Source organism: Xanthomonas floridensis (genome assembly GCF_001642575.1).
GTDB classification, from domain to species: Bacteria; Pseudomonadota; Gammaproteobacteria; order Xanthomonadales; family Xanthomonadaceae; genus Xanthomonas; species Xanthomonas floridensis.
The window spans coordinates 95,671-111,236 of record NZ_LXNG01000010.1 but is presented as its reverse complement, the minus strand read 5'-3'; the positions used below and the strand labels follow the sequence as shown (position 1 = coordinate 111,236).

Annotated in this window: 18 protein-coding genes; 8 read left to right on the top strand and 10 right to left on the bottom strand. The window is 65.9% G+C overall.

Annotation, left to right across the window (positions count from 1 at the left end; genetic code table 11):
- Positions 1-45: 45 nt before the first annotated feature.
- From ccmE to A7D17_RS06675, 10 genes are all read right to left on the bottom strand, one after another.
- Positions 46-516 (bottom strand): cytochrome c maturation protein CcmE, encoded by a 471-nt coding sequence (gene ccmE / locus A7D17_RS06720; protein WP_064508390.1) that lies wholly within the window; start codon positions 514-516, stop codon positions 46-48.
- Complete coding sequence (gene ccmD, locus A7D17_RS06715; RefSeq protein WP_064508389.1) at positions 513-719, bottom strand: heme exporter protein CcmD; 207 nt, start codon at positions 717-719, stop codon at positions 513-515. The genes ccmE and ccmD overlap by 4 nt, the downstream gene beginning before the upstream one ends.
- The gene (gene ccmC / locus A7D17_RS06710; protein ID WP_064508388.1) at positions 716-1,474 is read right to left on the bottom strand and encodes a heme ABC transporter permease CcmC; all 759 of its coding nucleotides are present in this window, start codon (positions 1,472-1,474) and stop codon (positions 716-718) included. The genes ccmD and ccmC overlap by 4 nt, the downstream gene beginning before the upstream one ends.
- A gap of 10 nt (positions 1,475-1,484) precedes the next feature.
- Positions 1,485-2,816, bottom strand: coding sequence for a S8 family serine peptidase (locus A7D17_RS06705; RefSeq protein WP_064508387.1), 1,332 nt, complete (start codon positions 2,814-2,816; stop codon positions 1,485-1,487).
- Positions 2,813-3,463 carry a zf-HC2 domain-containing protein gene (locus tag A7D17_RS06700; RefSeq protein WP_064508386.1) on the bottom strand — a complete coding sequence of 217 codons (651 nt, stop codon included), beginning with the start codon at positions 3,461-3,463 and terminating at the stop codon, positions 2,813-2,815. The genes A7D17_RS06705 and A7D17_RS06700 overlap by 4 nt, the downstream gene beginning before the upstream one ends.
- Positions 3,460-4,053: a sigma-70 family RNA polymerase sigma factor gene (locus A7D17_RS06695; protein ID WP_193395322.1), complete on the bottom strand. Its 594-nt coding sequence runs from the start codon at positions 4,051-4,053 to the stop codon at positions 3,460-3,462. Before A7D17_RS06695 ends, A7D17_RS06700 begins: the two co-directional genes overlap by 4 nt.
- Before the next feature lie 51 nt (positions 4,054-4,104).
- Positions 4,105-4,803: a hypothetical protein gene (locus tag A7D17_RS06690; RefSeq protein WP_064508384.1), complete on the bottom strand. Its 699-nt coding sequence runs from the start codon at positions 4,801-4,803 to the stop codon at positions 4,105-4,107.
- 506 nt (positions 4,804-5,309) lie between these two features.
- Positions 5,310-5,741 (bottom strand): c-type cytochrome, encoded by a 432-nt coding sequence (locus A7D17_RS06685; protein WP_064508383.1) that lies wholly within the window; start codon positions 5,739-5,741, stop codon positions 5,310-5,312.
- Positions 5,742-5,776: 35 nt separating this feature from the next.
- The gene (locus A7D17_RS06680) at positions 5,777-7,123 is read right to left on the bottom strand and encodes a hypothetical protein (protein WP_064508382.1); all 1,347 of its coding nucleotides are present in this window, start codon (positions 7,121-7,123) and stop codon (positions 5,777-5,779) included.
- A 71-nt stretch (positions 7,124-7,194) separates the two neighbouring features.
- Positions 7,195-7,815 carry a cytochrome b gene (locus A7D17_RS06675; protein WP_064508410.1) on the bottom strand — a complete coding sequence of 207 codons (621 nt, stop codon included), beginning with the start codon at positions 7,813-7,815 and terminating at the stop codon, positions 7,195-7,197.
- A 314-nt stretch (positions 7,816-8,129) separates the two neighbouring features.
- Between A7D17_RS06675 and A7D17_RS06670 the strand changes: the two genes are divergently transcribed.
- The 8 genes from A7D17_RS06670 to A7D17_RS06635 are packed head-to-tail and all read left to right on the top strand — an operon-like array spanning position 8,130 to position 15,552.
- Positions 8,130-8,567, top strand: a complete 438-nt coding sequence (locus A7D17_RS06670; RefSeq protein ID WP_064508381.1) for a sugar 3,4-ketoisomerase — start codon at positions 8,130-8,132, stop codon at positions 8,565-8,567.
- On the top strand, positions 8,564-9,235 hold the full coding sequence (locus A7D17_RS06665; protein WP_064508380.1) for an acetyltransferase: 672 nt from the start codon (positions 8,564-8,566) through the stop codon (positions 9,233-9,235). The genes A7D17_RS06670 and A7D17_RS06665 overlap by 4 nt, the downstream gene beginning before the upstream one ends.
- Before the next feature lie 5 nt (positions 9,236-9,240).
- Entirely contained in the window at positions 9,241-10,194 is a 954-nt protein-coding gene (locus A7D17_RS06660) for a glycoside hydrolase family protein (protein ID WP_064508379.1), read from the top strand.
- On the top strand, positions 10,181-11,113 hold the full coding sequence (locus A7D17_RS06655) for a GNAT family N-acetyltransferase (RefSeq protein WP_064508378.1): 933 nt from the start codon (positions 10,181-10,183) through the stop codon (positions 11,111-11,113). The genes A7D17_RS06660 and A7D17_RS06655 overlap by 14 nt, the downstream gene beginning before the upstream one ends.
- On the top strand, positions 11,113-12,225 hold the full coding sequence (locus A7D17_RS06650) for a DegT/DnrJ/EryC1/StrS family aminotransferase (RefSeq protein ID WP_064508377.1): 1,113 nt from the start codon (positions 11,113-11,115) through the stop codon (positions 12,223-12,225). The genes A7D17_RS06655 and A7D17_RS06650 overlap by 1 nt, the downstream gene beginning before the upstream one ends.
- Positions 12,222-13,475 carry an O-antigen translocase gene (locus tag A7D17_RS06645; protein ID WP_064508376.1) on the top strand — a complete coding sequence of 418 codons (1,254 nt, stop codon included), beginning with the start codon at positions 12,222-12,224 and terminating at the stop codon, positions 13,473-13,475. Before A7D17_RS06650 ends, A7D17_RS06645 begins: the two co-directional genes overlap by 4 nt.
- On the top strand, positions 13,472-14,422 hold the full coding sequence (locus A7D17_RS06640) for a glycosyltransferase family 2 protein (RefSeq protein ID WP_064508375.1): 951 nt from the start codon (positions 13,472-13,474) through the stop codon (positions 14,420-14,422). The genes A7D17_RS06645 and A7D17_RS06640 overlap by 4 nt, the downstream gene beginning before the upstream one ends.
- On the top strand, positions 14,419-15,552 hold the full coding sequence (locus A7D17_RS06635; protein WP_064508374.1) for a hypothetical protein: 1,134 nt from the start codon (positions 14,419-14,421) through the stop codon (positions 15,550-15,552). The genes A7D17_RS06640 and A7D17_RS06635 overlap by 4 nt, the downstream gene beginning before the upstream one ends.
- Positions 15,553-15,566: the final 14 nt, after the last annotated feature.

The window sequence follows — 15,566 nt, the reverse complement described above, 5'->3', positions numbered from 1 at the left end:
GGCAGGAAGAGGTCATCGAGTGGGCGACATGCGGCCGATGCCGCATCAACGCGGCGCGGCCAGCGGCATGGCGGCGGCGGGGATCGGCTTGCCGACATGGCCTTCGGCCATCGCGTCCTTGAGTTCTTTCGGCATGTAGGTTTCGTCGTGCTTGGCCAGCACTTCGTTGGCGACAAACCGCTCGCCCTGCATGCGCCCGTTGGCGATCACCGATTGGTTGTCGCGGAACAGGTCGGGCAGGATGCCGGTGTAGTCGACCTGGGTGGCTGCATTTTTATCGATGACGGTGAAGCTGACTTTCAGCGAGTCGCTGGCACGCTGGATCGAGCCGGCCTTGACCATGCCGCCGAGACGGAACTGTTGATAGCTGGCCGCTTTGCCGGCGTGTACCTGGCTGGGCGTGAACAGGTAGCTCATGTTTCGCTGCAGCGCCAGCACGATCAGCGTCACCGCGAGCGCGGCGGCGGCGATCACCCCAAGCACCAGCCACAGACGGTGTTTGCGCGTTGCATTCATGGTGCGTCGCGCTCCAGCGTTGGCGCGGGTTGATCGCGCAGATGCCGCGGGGTTTGCCGCTGCAACTGGCCACGCAGTTCGCGTGGCAGGCGCCGGCGTCGCAACCACGGCGCTGCCAGGTCGGCCAGCAACACCAGCACGAACAACGCATACGACGTCCACACGTACTGGCCGTAGCCGCCCATCGCCAAAAACCCGCTCATGCAGTGCGCTCCGTCAATACGATGCGGCGTGCCCAATCCTTGCCGCTTTCCAGCGCCAGCAGGTCCACGCGCACGCGGCCGAACAGGCTGGCGATGTAGTAGCACTTGGTGGCCAGCATCATCGTCAGCAACGGCCACAGCATGTCTGCGCCCATCTTGGACGGGCCGAGCAGACGCACGGTGGAGCCCTGGTGCAGCGTGTTCCACCACACCACCGAGTAATGCACGATGGGCAGATTCACCAGGCCGACCAGCGCAAGCAGGCCGGCGGCACGCATCGCCTGACGGCGGTCTTCCACCGCGTGGTACAGGCCCAACACGCCCAGGTACAGAAACAGCAACAGCAGCTCCGAAGTCAGCCGCGCGTCCCAGGTCCACCAGGTGCCCCACATCGGCTTGCCCCACAGCGCGCCGGTGCACAGGGTGATGAAGGTAAACGCCGCACCGATCGGTGCCGAGGCCATGGTCACCACTTCGGCGAGCTTGATCCGCCACACCAGCGCAATGAACGCCGACACGCCCATTGCGGCGTAGATGAAAAGGCTCATCCAGGCACTGGGCACGTGGATGAAGATGATGCGGTAGGCATCGTGCTGCTGATAATCCGGCGGCGCCAGCACCAGCCCGCCGTAAGCGGCGACTGCGCCGAGCAGCAGCGCCAGCGCCAGCGCCCATGGGCGCACGGCACCTGCGAAGCGGTAGAACATCGGCGGCGAGCTGAGCTTGTGCAGCCACAACGGGATCCAGTTGGCCATGCCGGTGTCGTCAGTTGGAATGTCTGGAAGGCGACAGCGCATCGACTGCGGCGCCGGCGTTGACCTGCAACTGGCCGTCGGAGACCTTGCTGGTGCGCTGCAGGAGCTCGCGCAACGCACTGGCATCCATGGAAGGCGACAGCGACAGCAGCAGCGCGGCCATGCCGCTGACATGCGCGGTGGCCATCGACGAGCCGGAGGTAAAGTCGTAGCGGCCGTTCGGCTGCGTGGTCAGGATGTCCTTGCCGGGTGCGCTCAGCACGCCGGGCATGGCCGCGCTGGCGCTGCTGCTGCGCACCACCAGCACGCCCGGCACATCATTGGGAAACCCATCCAGCCGGCCATTGGGTGGCATGGCGGCCACCACGATGCGGCCCTGCTGCACCAGATGGATGAGCATCTTGCTCAGCAGCGGATCGGCTGGCCCACCCAGGCTCAGGTTGACCACACGCGCGGAGCTGTTGTTGATTGCCGCCAGCGCCTTGGCCAGGGTGAAGGTATTGCAGCGTGCCGTGGCGCCGACGGTGGGCGCATACCAGCAGGCTTTGTAGATGTTGAGCATGGCCTTGGGCGCCATGCCGACGATCCCCTGATGGTTGTTGCTGCCGGCGGCGATGATCCCGGCCACTTCGGTGCCGTGCGAATCGCTGCTGGTCATGACCGGCTTGTCGTCGACCAGGTCGTGTACCTCGCGGATGCGCGCCTTCAGATCGGGGTGGGCGGTGTCCACGCCGGTATCGACCACCGCCACCACCACACCGCGGCCCTGGGTGACAGCCTGGGCGCTGGCCGCATCGGTGTCGATGAAGCCGCGCTGCATGTCCACGTACGGGTCGTTGTAGCCAGACAACGGCGTGGTCTTTTCCGCCGCATCGGCCGAAAACACCGAGAAATCCTGCACCGGCTGCACCAGCTCCACGCCTTCGGCGTTGGCCAGGGTGCTGACCAGCTCATCGCGCGACACGCCCGGTGGTGGTTGCAGCACGGCGCAATACAGGCCCAGCGAGGTGATCGGCCAGCCGGACACTTCGCGCAGCTTGTAACGCTGCTTGATGGCTTCCATGCGCACGGCCGCCTTTTGGCCGGCGCCGTAATAGCTGGAGGCATAGCCGATCAGGCTGGAGCCGGCGCGGGCCGGCGGTGCGCTGAGCGGGTTGGCCACTGCCAGCAGGATGTCGCGGCTGCTGTCGGGCGTGTGCGCACCGGTGGCAGCGGCTGCCGGCGCGGTGCCGGCGGCAGCGGTTTGCGCGGTGTCCTGCAGGGCAGCGGCGGCCTGCGCGGTGCCCTGCAGGCCCGTGCCAAGCAAGGCGGCGACCAGGCCGATGGCGAACAGACGGTTCATGGGGCGGAGACGATCTCGGCCAGCCGGATGCCCGGATTGGCGCGTAGTTGCTGCACGGTCTGCTGTGGCTGGGCCGGCGGCTGCGGTGCGGCAGGCACCACCGTGTAAGCGCCCATGTCGTTGGGTCCGCCCACCACCTGCAACTGCTGCGCATGCAGCAGCCGATCCCAGTCGGCCACGGTCATGCTGGCGTCGGGCACCACGCGGATGGCGCCTTGCGGCACCGGCAACGCGGTGGCGCTGCTGAGTGTGCGGTAGTCGTGCGACGGCGTCGGCGAAGCCAGCTTGACGCCCATGACGCCCAGGCCGATGGCCTGTACCAATGCAGCGGCGGCCAGGGCGCGCACCGTCCAGCTGCCGGAGCGGCGGGCGGCCGGCGGCGGCGCGATGCGCTGTTCGGGCGCGTCCAGGCGTCCGAGCAGGCGCTGCAATCCGGCGTTGGGGTCGAGCTTGACCGCGCACGGCAATGCCAGCGCCTGACGCAGTCGGTTCTGTTGGGCGAACTCGGCGCCGCAGGAGGCGCATTTGGCCACGTGCGCGATCAGCCAGGTACTCTCTTCCTCGGTGGCGCTATCCAGCAAGACAGCTGGCATCAGCTCCCAGGCGTGCGAGCATTCCTTGCCAGGCGCGATGAAAAACGTCTTCATTGCAGGGTCTCCGTGTAAGGAGCGCTGCCGGCCAGGCCGGGCAGCACATTGCGTAATTTGACCCGGGCGTGGAACAGCCGGGCTTTGATCGTGCCCACCGGGCACTGCATGATGTCGGCGACCTCTTCCAGCTTGTGGCCGACGCCGTAGACCAGTTCGATCACCAGGCGCTGGTCCGGCGACAGCCGCTCCATGCCCTTGTCCAGCCAGTCGCGCAGCTCGCGGTCGTCGCCGTCGTCGGTGCTGGGGGCGTGGTCTTCCACCACGGCGGTGTCGTCGATGGCCTCGCCGTCGTGCTGGCGCAGGCATTTGAGCCCGCAGCGGTAGGCGATGCCCATGATCCAGGTGGACACCTGCGAATCGCCGCGGAAGTCGCCGGCCTTCTGCCAGGCGATCCAGAAGCAGTCGTTGATGGCCTCTTCGATGATGTCCGGCCGGCGGGTCAGGCGCGACAGGAACCGGCAGAGCCGACCGTGGTAGCTGTGGTACATGCTCGCCAGGGCGTCGCGATCGCCCGCTGCCATGCGGCGCAGCAGCATGCGATCGGTGGCATCGCCGAGGGTGTCGGAGTCATTCATCGAAGCAGGCATGGCAGAGGACACGTCTAGGTGCCCGCAAGCGGGCAAAAGGTTGCGGTTGGATCAGAACGCGCGCGACACCATGCCCACCCACGGCGTTTCGCCGGGGCCGCCCTGCGCGCGCGGGGTGTTGCTGCTGGTCAGTACCCGGTCCAGCTTCACGGTCCACGCGGCGTGGTTCCACTTCAGGCCCAGTTGCCCATACCGATAGCGGCCGGAACTCGGGGCACCGTAGGTCATGGCCGGAAAGTCCGAGACGCCAGCACCGGCCGAGAGGCTGAAACTGGCCGACAGCGGCACGCTGGCGGTGACATCGATCACCTTGTTCCAGGGCGAGCGTTGCGCACGCGGGAAATTGAAGGTGGACAGCGAGAAGGTGAGCATGTCGCGGTAGGACCAGGCCAGGCTGGCTTCCTGGCGGTCGAAGGTGCGCGACTGGCGGTCGGCCGGGTAGGCGTAATACAGCAGGCTGGCCTGCAGTTGCCAGCGGTCGCCCAGCATCCAGCCGCGCGCGCCCTGCAACGTGAGCGCCACCGGCTTGCTGAAGGAGGGCGATTGCAGCGCCGCGGAGGCCGACATCGACCAGCCGGGTGCCGGCAGCCAGTAGCCGGCCGCCTGCAGGGTGACGCGATTGGGTGCGATGGAGATGCCGCGGTCGATCAGGGTCGAGGCGACCGCGACCGCGCCGCCCAGGTTGTCCGCCAGTGCGCTGCCGCAGGGGCTGGCCATCAGCGCGAGCAGCAGGCCCCGGCGCAACCGCATGCGGCGACGCTGCTGCAGCTGCCGGCAGCGTGGGTGCGCGCACTTCAGACCGGCGGAAAAGAATGGGTGCCGCCGCGACGCCGGGCCGAGCGCGGCCCACGGCTGCCCGCCGCAGGCGCACTGGCGCCGCGTTCGGAAAGGGGGCTGCTTGGTAGGCAACACGTTCGGCAAGGGCGTGGGACGTCGGCTCGGAGCGGGGCGCGATAGTGACCCATCACGCAGGACGAGACCGCCGCAGCTGCGACGGTTCCGTCCGTATACGCGAAGGGACTGCATCGGGCAACGCGGTCCCGCGCACCTGTGCGGTGCTGCTGCGGGTGTTCCGGCTGCCGGCGGCGGAGACTGCGGCGTGCCGGCTGTACCGGGCTTGAAGCAGGCCCGGGCGTTGGGCAATGTGCTCATGTCCAGCAGGCCCGCTGCCCCGGGCCATCGCGTCTTCGCCTGCCTCTTCCTCTTCGTCAACGGCGCCGTGCCGGCCGCCGTGGCGCTGTCCTGCGCGGCACGGCTCAGTGCAAGGTGTTGAGGTAGGTGATCAGTGCGTTCAGTTCGTCTGCGTCTTCCAGGCCCTCGTATTTCATCTTGGTACCGGGCAGGGCTGTCTTGGAGTCCTGCTTCAGGAAGGCCTTCAGGCTGTTTGCGTCCCAAGCGCCCTTGCTCGACGCCGGGTCCGCCGAACGGCTCTTGAGGACGGCCGAATAGCTCTTGAGCGCAGGCGAGTAGCCGCTGAAATCAGCAACGCTGCCAGGGATGCGGTTGACGATGCCGAACAGTGAAGGGCCCTTCTTGTTCTTGCCTTGGGTGGCGCTGTGGCATTCGGCGCATTCGGTGGTGAACACACTCTTGCCATCGGCGGCACGTGCCGGGGTCGCCAGGGTGGTGCCGGCCAGCAGCAGGCCGGCCAGCGAAGCGCACATCAGGGTCTTGTTGAATGGATGCATGTGGGTCCGTACGGTTGCGTGCAGCGTGGGGGAGGTCAGAACGTCAGGTTGACCGACATCGTGAAGCTGTTGAGATCGCGCGGATTGGTGAGCGGCGGCCCGCCGAACACATTGGACGTGCTGCCGTTGAACTTGTCGAAACGGAACCAGCCAGCCGACAGGCGCAGGTTGGCGATCGAGGTGTAGGTGCCGTCCTTGCCGAACGGGGTCCAGTACAGAAGGATCAGGTTGCTGGTGGTGTCGGGAATGCCCACCGGCAGATAGCGCGCCGCATCGAACGAGCCGCTGTTGATCATGTGCGCGGCCAGAACGCCGTAGGTCTGCTTGAACGCGTAGTTCATGCTGATGGTCTGGTCACGCACGCTGCCGCGGTCGAGTACCGGCAAGGTCGGGTCGGCCGATACCAGCGGGCTGCCGTATTTGCGCCGCTCGTAGATGTTCACGTAGGCCAGCGACAGCACATGCTCGCGGGTGCCGAGGAACTGATAGGTCAGGTCGTAACCGAAGTCGGTCAGGTCGTCGCTGGGCCCGTTACGCGGACGCTGGCGCCGCGTATTGAGCGCGGTCAGGCCCACCGAGAAGAACTGCCGCTTCATGTCCTTCATGTAGGCCAGGCGCGCATAGCTGGTGTCGCTGAGCTTGCCCGGGTCGCCGTTGATCGGCCAGCCGAGGCGGTCCTGCGCCGAGGGCGACAAGGCGCTATAGCTGCCCACTTCGCCATACCAGTTCTTGTCGTACAGCCCGTACACGCTGGCGCCGATCACGCGGTTGGACAGCGACGAGGAACTGAGCATGGTGGACGCGCCGCCGTTGGAAGCCGGGGTCAGCGTGGAGGCATTGGGCAACACGTGGATCGGGTCGGAAATGCCCGGATTATTGTTGACGCTGACACCGATCATGGTGTCCTTGCCGGCCATTTCGAACGGCTTGCTGACAACGCGCAGATCCACATCGTCCAGGCGCGTATCGAAGGTGGCGTTGCCGCTGTTGTTGGAGCGGATCTTGGAGTAACCGCCCACGTTGTCGCTGACCCGGCCGGCCAGATACAGGTCGGCCTGGGTCAGCCGCGCGGTGCTGTCGCCGCGGCTGGGATTGCTGCGCGCCCAGGTGAGCTGGCCGGACACCGGAATCTTGGTGCCCTCGCCATTGGTATCGGTGAAGCCGCCCAGCTTGAAGCGCATGCCGTAGGGCGTGAGCGAGGGACCGTAGGAGCCGATATGGCAGTCCGCGCACGAAGAACCGGTCTGGCGGGCGAACGAGGGAATCGCCTGTGCCTGCGTACTGGCCAGCAGCAGTAACGGGCCGGACACGCATAACAAGGACGTCAGGGAGGCGGTGCGCGATGCGTTGGCACGGCGCGAAGCAGGCTGGGAGATAGGCATGGAAAGTCCTTGTTCGACGGTGCGGGGTTCAACGGAGGAAGAGCGGGCCAGGGCGGGGGAGGTGCGAGGACTCATGCGCGCTTGCCCGGCAACACGCGGCGCAGCAGGCCATCACGCAGTACCAGGTGGTGCCAGAGCGCGGCGCCGATGTGCACCAGCACCAGGGCCAGCAACGCCCAGGCGGCATTCAGATGCCAGGCACCCAGGGTGTCGCCCAGGTCTGCGTCGGCCTCCACCAGGTTGGGCAGGGCCAGGCCGAACAGATAGACCGTCTTGCCGAAGGCGTTGCTGAGCGACCAGCCGATCAGCGGCAGCGCGAGCATCAGCCCGTACATCGCCAGATGGGTGCCGCCGGCGGCCAGACGCATGAGCAGCGCTGCAGGCGGGCCGGGCGGCAGCCGGCGCAGCCGCAGGCGCAGGCCCACCCGCAGCACGAACAACAGCAGCACCATCAGGCCGAAATGGCGATGGCCTTCCAGCAGCCATTGGCGCAGTGCGCGTCCATCCAGCTCGGCGCGCAACAGGATCAAGGTGGCCGCCATTACCAGGCACAGCACCGTCAGCCAGTGCAGCACGCGCATGGATTTGGGCAGCGGAACGACGCGCGCGGCTGGCGCGGTCTGTTCCGGCAGTGGCAGCGCGGGGGCGCTGGCAGTGGCTGCCGGGTCGGTCGCCTGGGGGGATGAACGCATCTGGTCGGTGTCCTCACCGGTGGTGGTCGTTGGTTCCGGCAGTTCGCAGTGCGCTGCCAGGCCTGGCTCCCCACGCCGGCCAACAGCGGCGGCCAGGTGAACGTGCACCGATATGTGCGGCGATGCCGATGAAAGGTTGCATCGCGCCAACGAATTTTTATCGCACCGCTGCGTAGTCGATGAGGCGGAGCACCGGCTGCTGCGCTTGCGCGGACGCGGCTTCGCAGGGCCATGACGCCGCGCAACCTTTCGCGCATCCCGGCGCACTCAGGCATGTCGCACTACGTGCAGTCAGTGGTTACGTCCATCCGATCATGGCCTTCGAACCCATCCAGTTGCATATCCACGGCGACGATCGCGGCTTGCTCGTTTCGTTGGAGCAGCAGCGCAATGTCCCGTTTGAGATACGTCGCGTGTACTACCTGTTCGGCACCCGCGATGGCGTGCATCGTGGCCAGCACGCGCACCGGCAGCTCAATCAACTGGCCGTGGCCCTGCATGGCTCGGTGACGATTCTGCTGGACGACGGCAAGGGTGATGGCCCGACCGAGGTACGCCTGGACGACCCATCGCAAGGACTGCTGCTGGGCCGCATGGTATGGCGCGACCTGCACCACTTCAGCCCCGACTGCGTGCTGATGGTGCTGGCCGACCACTTCTATGATCCGGGCGATTACATCCTGGATTACGACCAGTTCCTGAGCGAAGTGCGTGGCGAACACTGCATCCAAGACCGCAGGCTGGAAGCATGAGCGCGCGCAAACCGCTGGTGATCGTCGGCGCAGGCGAGTTCGCACAGATCGCCTGCGAATACTTCCAGCACGATAGCGACTACGAGGTGGTGGCCTTCAGCGTGGAGCGCGATTATCTGCTGCGGCCCACGCTGGGCGAATTGCCGGTGGTGGCTTATGAAGAACTTGAACAACGGTATCCGCCTGCCCAGTACGAGGTGTTCGTCGCCATTCCCGCCACCCAGTTGAACCGCCTGCGCAGGCGGTTCTATCAGGACATGGTGCAACGCGGCTACTGCTGTGCCAGCTACGTCAGCTCGCGCGCCTTCGTGTGGCGCAATGCGCAGGTCGGGGCCAACTGCTTTATCTTCGAAGGCAATGTCATCCAGCCGTTCACCCGCATCGGCGACAACTGCATTCTGTGGAGCGGCAACCATATCGGTCATCGCACCGTGGTGCAGGAGCACGTGTTCATTGCCTCGCATGCAGTGATTTCCGGATATTGCGACATCGGGCAGGGCAGCTTCATCGGCGTCAACGCCACGCTCAGCGACAAGGTACGCATTGCTGCAGACAACATCATCGGCGCCGGGGCACTGGTGACCCGGAACACCGAAGCCGGCCGCGTCTATGTCGGTTCGCCGGCACGCGCGGTGGCCGGCCGGTCCAGTGTCGACGTGGAGCTTTGAAAGCCATGTTCGAATGGATCAAGCGCGGCCTGGTCTTCGATGTGGCACGCGATGGCGTTGGCGGCTGGATGCAGCATGCGGCACTGACGCCGACGCCGTACCGCCTGTCTGCGCAGATCCTGCGGGTGTATGCAGGCTTCCGCGATGCGCATGGCGTGAGCCGGATCGGCTATGTGGATGTGCGTGCCGATGCGCCCACCCAGGTTGTCGGTGTCAGCCGGGAACCGGTGCTGGATATCGGGCGCGATGGCTGCTTCGACGACAACGGCATGATCCTGGGCGATGTCGTGGCCGGGCCGGATGGTCTGTACATGTTCTACGTGGGCTTCCAGCGCGTGGCCAAGGCGAAATTTCTGGCGTTCACCGGCCTGGCGGTATCGCGCGATGGCGGCAGTACGTTTCAGCGCCGCCAGGAGACGCCGCTGCTGGACCGCGCACCCGGCCGCAGCACGATTGCCGCAGTGCATTCTGCACGGTACGAAGATGGGCGCTGGCGGCTGTGGTATGCGGTGGGCGATGACTGGGAAATCATCGCGGGCCGGCCGTATCCGCGTTACCACATTCGCTATGCGGAGACCGACGACCTGGCCTGCATCTCCGGCGACGATCATGTCTGCCTGCGTCCGAGCGGCGACGAATACCGTATCGGCCGCCCGCGCGTGTACCGGCTTGGCGAGCGTTACCTGATGTACTTCACCCGCGGCGACACCCTCGGTGGCTACTTCCCCGGCATCGCCTTCAGCCGCGATGGCCTGCACTGGGAGCGCGACGATGGGCAGCTCGGGCTGCGGCTGTCCGCGCAGGGCTGGGATGCGCAGACGCTGTGCTACCCCGCGTTGATCCAGCAGGGCGAGCGCGTGCTGATGTTCTACAACGGCAATGCGATGGGGCATGCCGGCTTTGGCCTGGCCGATGCGGCGCTGCCGGTGGAACTGCAGGGCTGCCATGTATTCGGTTAGGCCCTATCGTGCCGGCGATGCGTCTGCGTGGGACGCACTGGTGGCGAGTTCGCGCAACGGCAACCTGTTGCATCGGCGTGGCTACATGGACTATCACGCCGACCGTTTCGTGGATGCGTCGTTGCTGGTGGAACGCGGTGGCGAGGTGATTGCGGTGTTTCCTGCGAGCATGCAGGGCGGCTGCGTCAGCAGCCATGCCGGACTCACCTATGCCGGCCTGGTGTCGTCGATGGCGATGCGGGCCGGTGCGACCTTGCAGGTGTTCGAGCAGATTGCCACGCATTACCGAGCCGCAGGCGCGCAGGAAATCGTTTACAAGCCGGTGCCGCATGTCTTCCATGCGTACCCGGCCGAAGAGGAACTGTACGCCCTGCATCGCGTGGGCGCGCGGGTGTATCGGCGCGACCTGTCCTCGGTGATCGCGCTGCGCCAGCCGTTTGCCTTCAGTGCCGAGCGCCGTCGGTCGATCGCCAAGGCACGCAAAGCCGGCGTGCAGATCCAGACCAGCAGCGCCCTGGATGCGTTCCACGCATTGCTGACCGAGGTGCTGCAGCGCCACGGCGTGGCACCCACCCACCGGCTGGACGAACTGCAACTGCTGCAGCGTCGGTTTCCACACCACATCGTGCTGCACGAAGCGCGCGTGGACACGCAGTTACTGGCAGCGGCGCTGATGTATGACTTCGGTCGCAGTGTGCACACCCAGTATCTGGCCGTCTCCGAGCCGGGGCGCCGGCTGGATGCGCTGAGCCTGCTGCTGGCCGAGCTGATCACGCAAGTCTACGCAGGGCGCGATTACTTCAGTTTCGGGATTTCCACCGAGCAGGGTGGGCAGGTGCTCAACGAGGGCCTGGTGGAACAGAAGGAGCGCTTCGGCGCGCGTGCGGTTGTACAGGACTTCTATCGATGGACCTTGTAATGGACGTGCCTTTCCTGGATCTGCGTGCGGCCAACGCGCGCTACGCGAACGAGCTCAAGGCCGCGGCCGCGCGCGTGATCGATGCCGGCTGGTATGTGCTTGGCCAGGAGCTGGCCGCGTTTGAGGATGAATTCGCCCGCTATTGCGGCGCTGCGCATGCAGTTGGCGTGGGCAACGGGCTGGATGCGCTGTCGCTGATCCTGCGTGGGTATCGCGAACTGGGCGTGTTGCGCGAGGGCGACGAAATCATCGTGCCCGGCAATACCTTCATCGCCACGTTTTTGGCGATCAGCCAGAACCAGCTGGTGCTGGTGCCGGTGGAGCCGGACCCGGCAACCTTCAACCTGGATACGGCACGTGTCGAACGGGCAATCGGTCCGCGCACGCGCGCCATCATGGCAGTGCATCTGTATGGCCAGCTGGCCGATATGGCAGCGCTGCAGACACTGGCGCACCGGTACGGGCTGTTAGTGATCGAAGACGCCGCGCAGGCACACGGCGCCACTGCGCGCGGAACGCGCGCCGGTGCCTTTGGCGATGCGGCCGCCTTCAGTTTCTTCCCCACCAAGAATCTCGGGGCACTCGGCGATGGTGGTGCCGTGGTGACCTCCGATACGCGCCTGGCCGAGCGCATCCGCGCCCTGCGCAACTACGGTTCGGAGGTGAAATACCACCACCTGCATCAGGGCGTGAATTCGCGCCTGGACGAGCTGCAGGCCGCCTTGCTGCGGGTCAAACTGGCCTATCTGGACGAGGAGATTGCGTTGCGGCGTGCGGTGGCGCAGCGGTATCTGCAGGAGATCGACAACCCGTTGATCATGCTGCCGGCAGTGGCCTCCGGCGAACAGCATGTGTGGCATCTGTTCGTGGTGCGCAGTGCGCAGCGTGATGCCTTGCAGGCGCATCTGCTGCAGTGTGGCATTCATACCCAGATCCATTATCCGGTGCCGCCGCACCGGCAGCCGGCGTACGCCACCCTGGGAGATGCCTGCCTGCCGCTGAGCGAGCAGTTGCATCGCGAAGTGCTGAGCCTGCCAATGGGTCCGGCGCTGGATGCAGCGTCGGTGGACCGGGTGATTGCCGCTTGCCAGACCTTCGGCGCCCGCGCATGAACCTGCTGCGCAGCAGCGCATACACCGGCGTTGCGACGTTGGCGAAGTTGCTCGCTGCGCTGGTGGTGGTCAAGCTGGTGGCCATCTACGCCGGTCCGCAGGGAGTGGGCAGGCTCGGGCAGTTCCTCAACCTGATGTCGGTGCTCGCGGTCCTGGCCGGTGGCGGTATCAGTGCCGGCATCGTCAAGTATGTGGCCGAGTATCGCGACGATCCGCAGGCGCAGGCGCGGCTGCTGGGCGCAGCACTGTGGTACGCCTTCTGCGCGTCCTGCCTGCTCGCGCTGCTGGCGGTGGTGTTCAGTGGTGCGCTTGCCGAGCGACTGCTCGGCGATGCCAGCTACCAGCCGCTGATCTGCGTGCTGGCGGTCGCGCAACTGGGCATCGCGGTGGTCAATTACCTGCTCGCGGTGATCAACGGCTTCATGGACGTGCGGCGCCTGGCATTGGTGCAGGTGAGCGGTGCGGTGCTGAGCGTTGCGCTGGTGGCGTGGCTGTCCAGCAGGGCACAGCTGCAGGGTGCCCTGCTGGGTCTGGTGCTGGGGCAGGTGCTCTGGTTGCTGGCCGGCGTGCCGGCGCTGCGGCGCAGTCCGTACTTTCGGCGCGAGATGTTGCGCATGCGCTTCGATGCGGTGATGACGCGGCGGCTGGCGGCGTTCTCGGTGATGACGCTCACCTCCACGCTGGTGCCGCAACTGGTGATCATGCTGGTGCGCGACCATCTGGTCGCCCGGTTCGGATGGCAACAGGTGGGGTACTGGCAGGCAGTGAGCCGGGTGTCGGACGCGTACCTGCTGTTCTTCACCACCGCCATCAACGTGTACTACCTGCCCAAGCTGGCCGCCCTGCACGAACGTGCGGCACTGGCGCGTGAGCTGCGTGCCGCGTATCGGTATGTCATGCCGTCGGTGATCGTGATGGCGCTGGGCGTGTATGTCTGCCGCGATTGGGTGACATGGCTGCTGTTCGATCCGCAGTTCACTGCGGCCAGGTCGCTGTATGGCGCGCAGCTGGTGGGCGACGTCATCAAGATCGCGGCGTTCGTGCTGTCGTATCTGATGCTGGCCAAGGCGATGACGCGTCTGTTCGTGGTGTCCGAATGCGTCTTCGCAGCCAGTTACCTGGGCTTGGTGTACGTGTTCACCACGCGGTTCGGGCTGGTCGGCGCGATGTATGCGTTCGCGGCCAACTATGTCCTGTATTTGCTGTTCAATATCGTGGTGGTGCGCCGCTACCTGGTGCAGCCGGCATGAGCGCGCATGCGCAAGCGCCGGGGCGTGCCCGCTGGCCGCTGGTGTCGGTGCTGATCCCTGCATACAACCATGAGCGCTTCGTGCAGCGGTGCCTGGACAGCGTGCTGGAAGACCCGTATCCGTGCAAAGAGATCGTGATCGTCGACGATGGCTCCAGCGATGCGACTGGCGAACGGATCGCTCAATGGATCGCCGCCAACGGGCAGCGCGTGCCGGTGCAGTTCGTGCAGCGACCCAACCGCGGGGTGGCGGCCACGCTCAACGAGCTGGCGTTGCGTGCCAACGGCGAGTATCTGCGCCTGGGTGCCAGTGACGACTATCTAATGCCCGGCGGGCTGGATGCACAGGTGCGCTACCTGCGCGCGCATCCGCAGAAACTGGCGGTGATCGGCGATGCCTGCGTGGTCGACCAGCATGGACAGCTGTTGCATGCCAGCGCCATGCGCGATCTGCATCATGTGGAGGTGGATCTGTATCGGTCGGCATCCGGAATCCGTCGTGCGGTGATCCGGCACTGGGCGGTCAGCGGCGCGGTCGCCTTGTTGCGACGCAGTGCATTCGACGCACGCACCGGTTGGGACGAGTCGCTGCGGATCGAGGACTGGGATTTCTTTCTACGGCTGGCCGCGCGCGACGCGTTGGGTTTCGTGGACATGCAGGTCTGTGCGTACCGGCTGCACGGCAGCAACCTCAGCAAGACGGTGAATGTGCCGGCGCGTATCGCCAATCTCTCCGAGTCACGACAGGTGGCGCTGCGCTGTGCGGGGCTGTTCGAGGATCCTGAGCGCAGCCTGCTGCGCGCACAGGCACGCTACATCGCTGCAAAGGTCGCGTTCCTGCAACGTCGCCCGCATGCGGTGATCGCACACCTGCTGGCCTACGCCTGGCTCTGTCTGCCGGCCCGCGTGCGATCCAGGCAGGCGCGCAGCGCGACGGAGCCGGCATGAGTGCGTTGTTGCGACGTCCTGCGACGTATCTGGCGCTGCCGATGCTGCTCAGCAGCGCGGTGACGGTGGTGACCTACAGGTTGCCCGATGGCTACCTGGACGGCATCGTAGTGCTGGCCATGGCCGCGGCGACCACGATCGTGCTGGACGTGCTCCTGCGGACCCGGTTGCCGGCGGTGGAGCAGTTCCGCAGCTATCGCTATGCAGGCACCCGCGACGCTTTTCTGGCGATGACGCTGGCCGCGGTGGTCACGCTGTTCTGCATCGCCGACGTGATGCTGTTTCCGATTCCGCTGTTCAGCGATCCGTCTTCGTATGCCACCTTGAGCCCGCTGCGCTCGCATGTGCGGCATATCTCCAACATGTGCTGGATCCTGCCGCCGATTGCGCTGCTCTGCGTGCGCCATCGTGGCTTGCGTGCGGCGATGGTGGTGTTTGGATTCGTCTTTCCGATCGTGGTGATCGACCGTAATCGCATCTTTGCCGGTTTGTTCTCTTTTGTGCTGGTGATGCTGCTACGGCGCGACCCGGTGCGCCGGCTGCCGTGGAAGACGATCGGCGTGCTGATGCTGGCCGGCGGCGGGGTGTTTTCGGTGCTGGGCGCGCTGCGTTCGGGCTCATTGGCCACGGTGGCGTTGCCGTTTGGCGCGTTCTATCGCGCCATGCCGCAAGGCGTGCAGTGGCTGCTGCTGTACATCAGTGCCGGGCCGTACAACTTCGGCGCGATGCTGGCCAAGGGTTACCTCAACGCCAGCTTCCTGATCAACCAGCTGGTGCCATTCAGCGGCTCCATCGCCACCGCCGGTACCAGCATTCCGCTGGACGCGCCCAATATCAATGTGGGTACCGAGTTTTTCCCGTTCCTGATGGCCTGGGGCGCGCCGGGCGCCTTGCTGGCGCTGCTGGCGCTGTATGCGGGGCTGGTGTGGAGCGTGCGGCGGCTCAACGGATCGCTGTCGATCTTCCACGTGCTGATCTTCCTGCGCCTGGCCTACGCGTGCCTGATGTCGCCATTCGCGCCACAGGCCTTTACCTGGACCAACTTCGGCTTTATCGCGCTGTGCCTGGTGCTGCATGCCTGCACCGTGCTGTTGCCCAACCGCCACGCGGCCTATCCGTCTGCCGCGTGAACGCGGCGATTCCA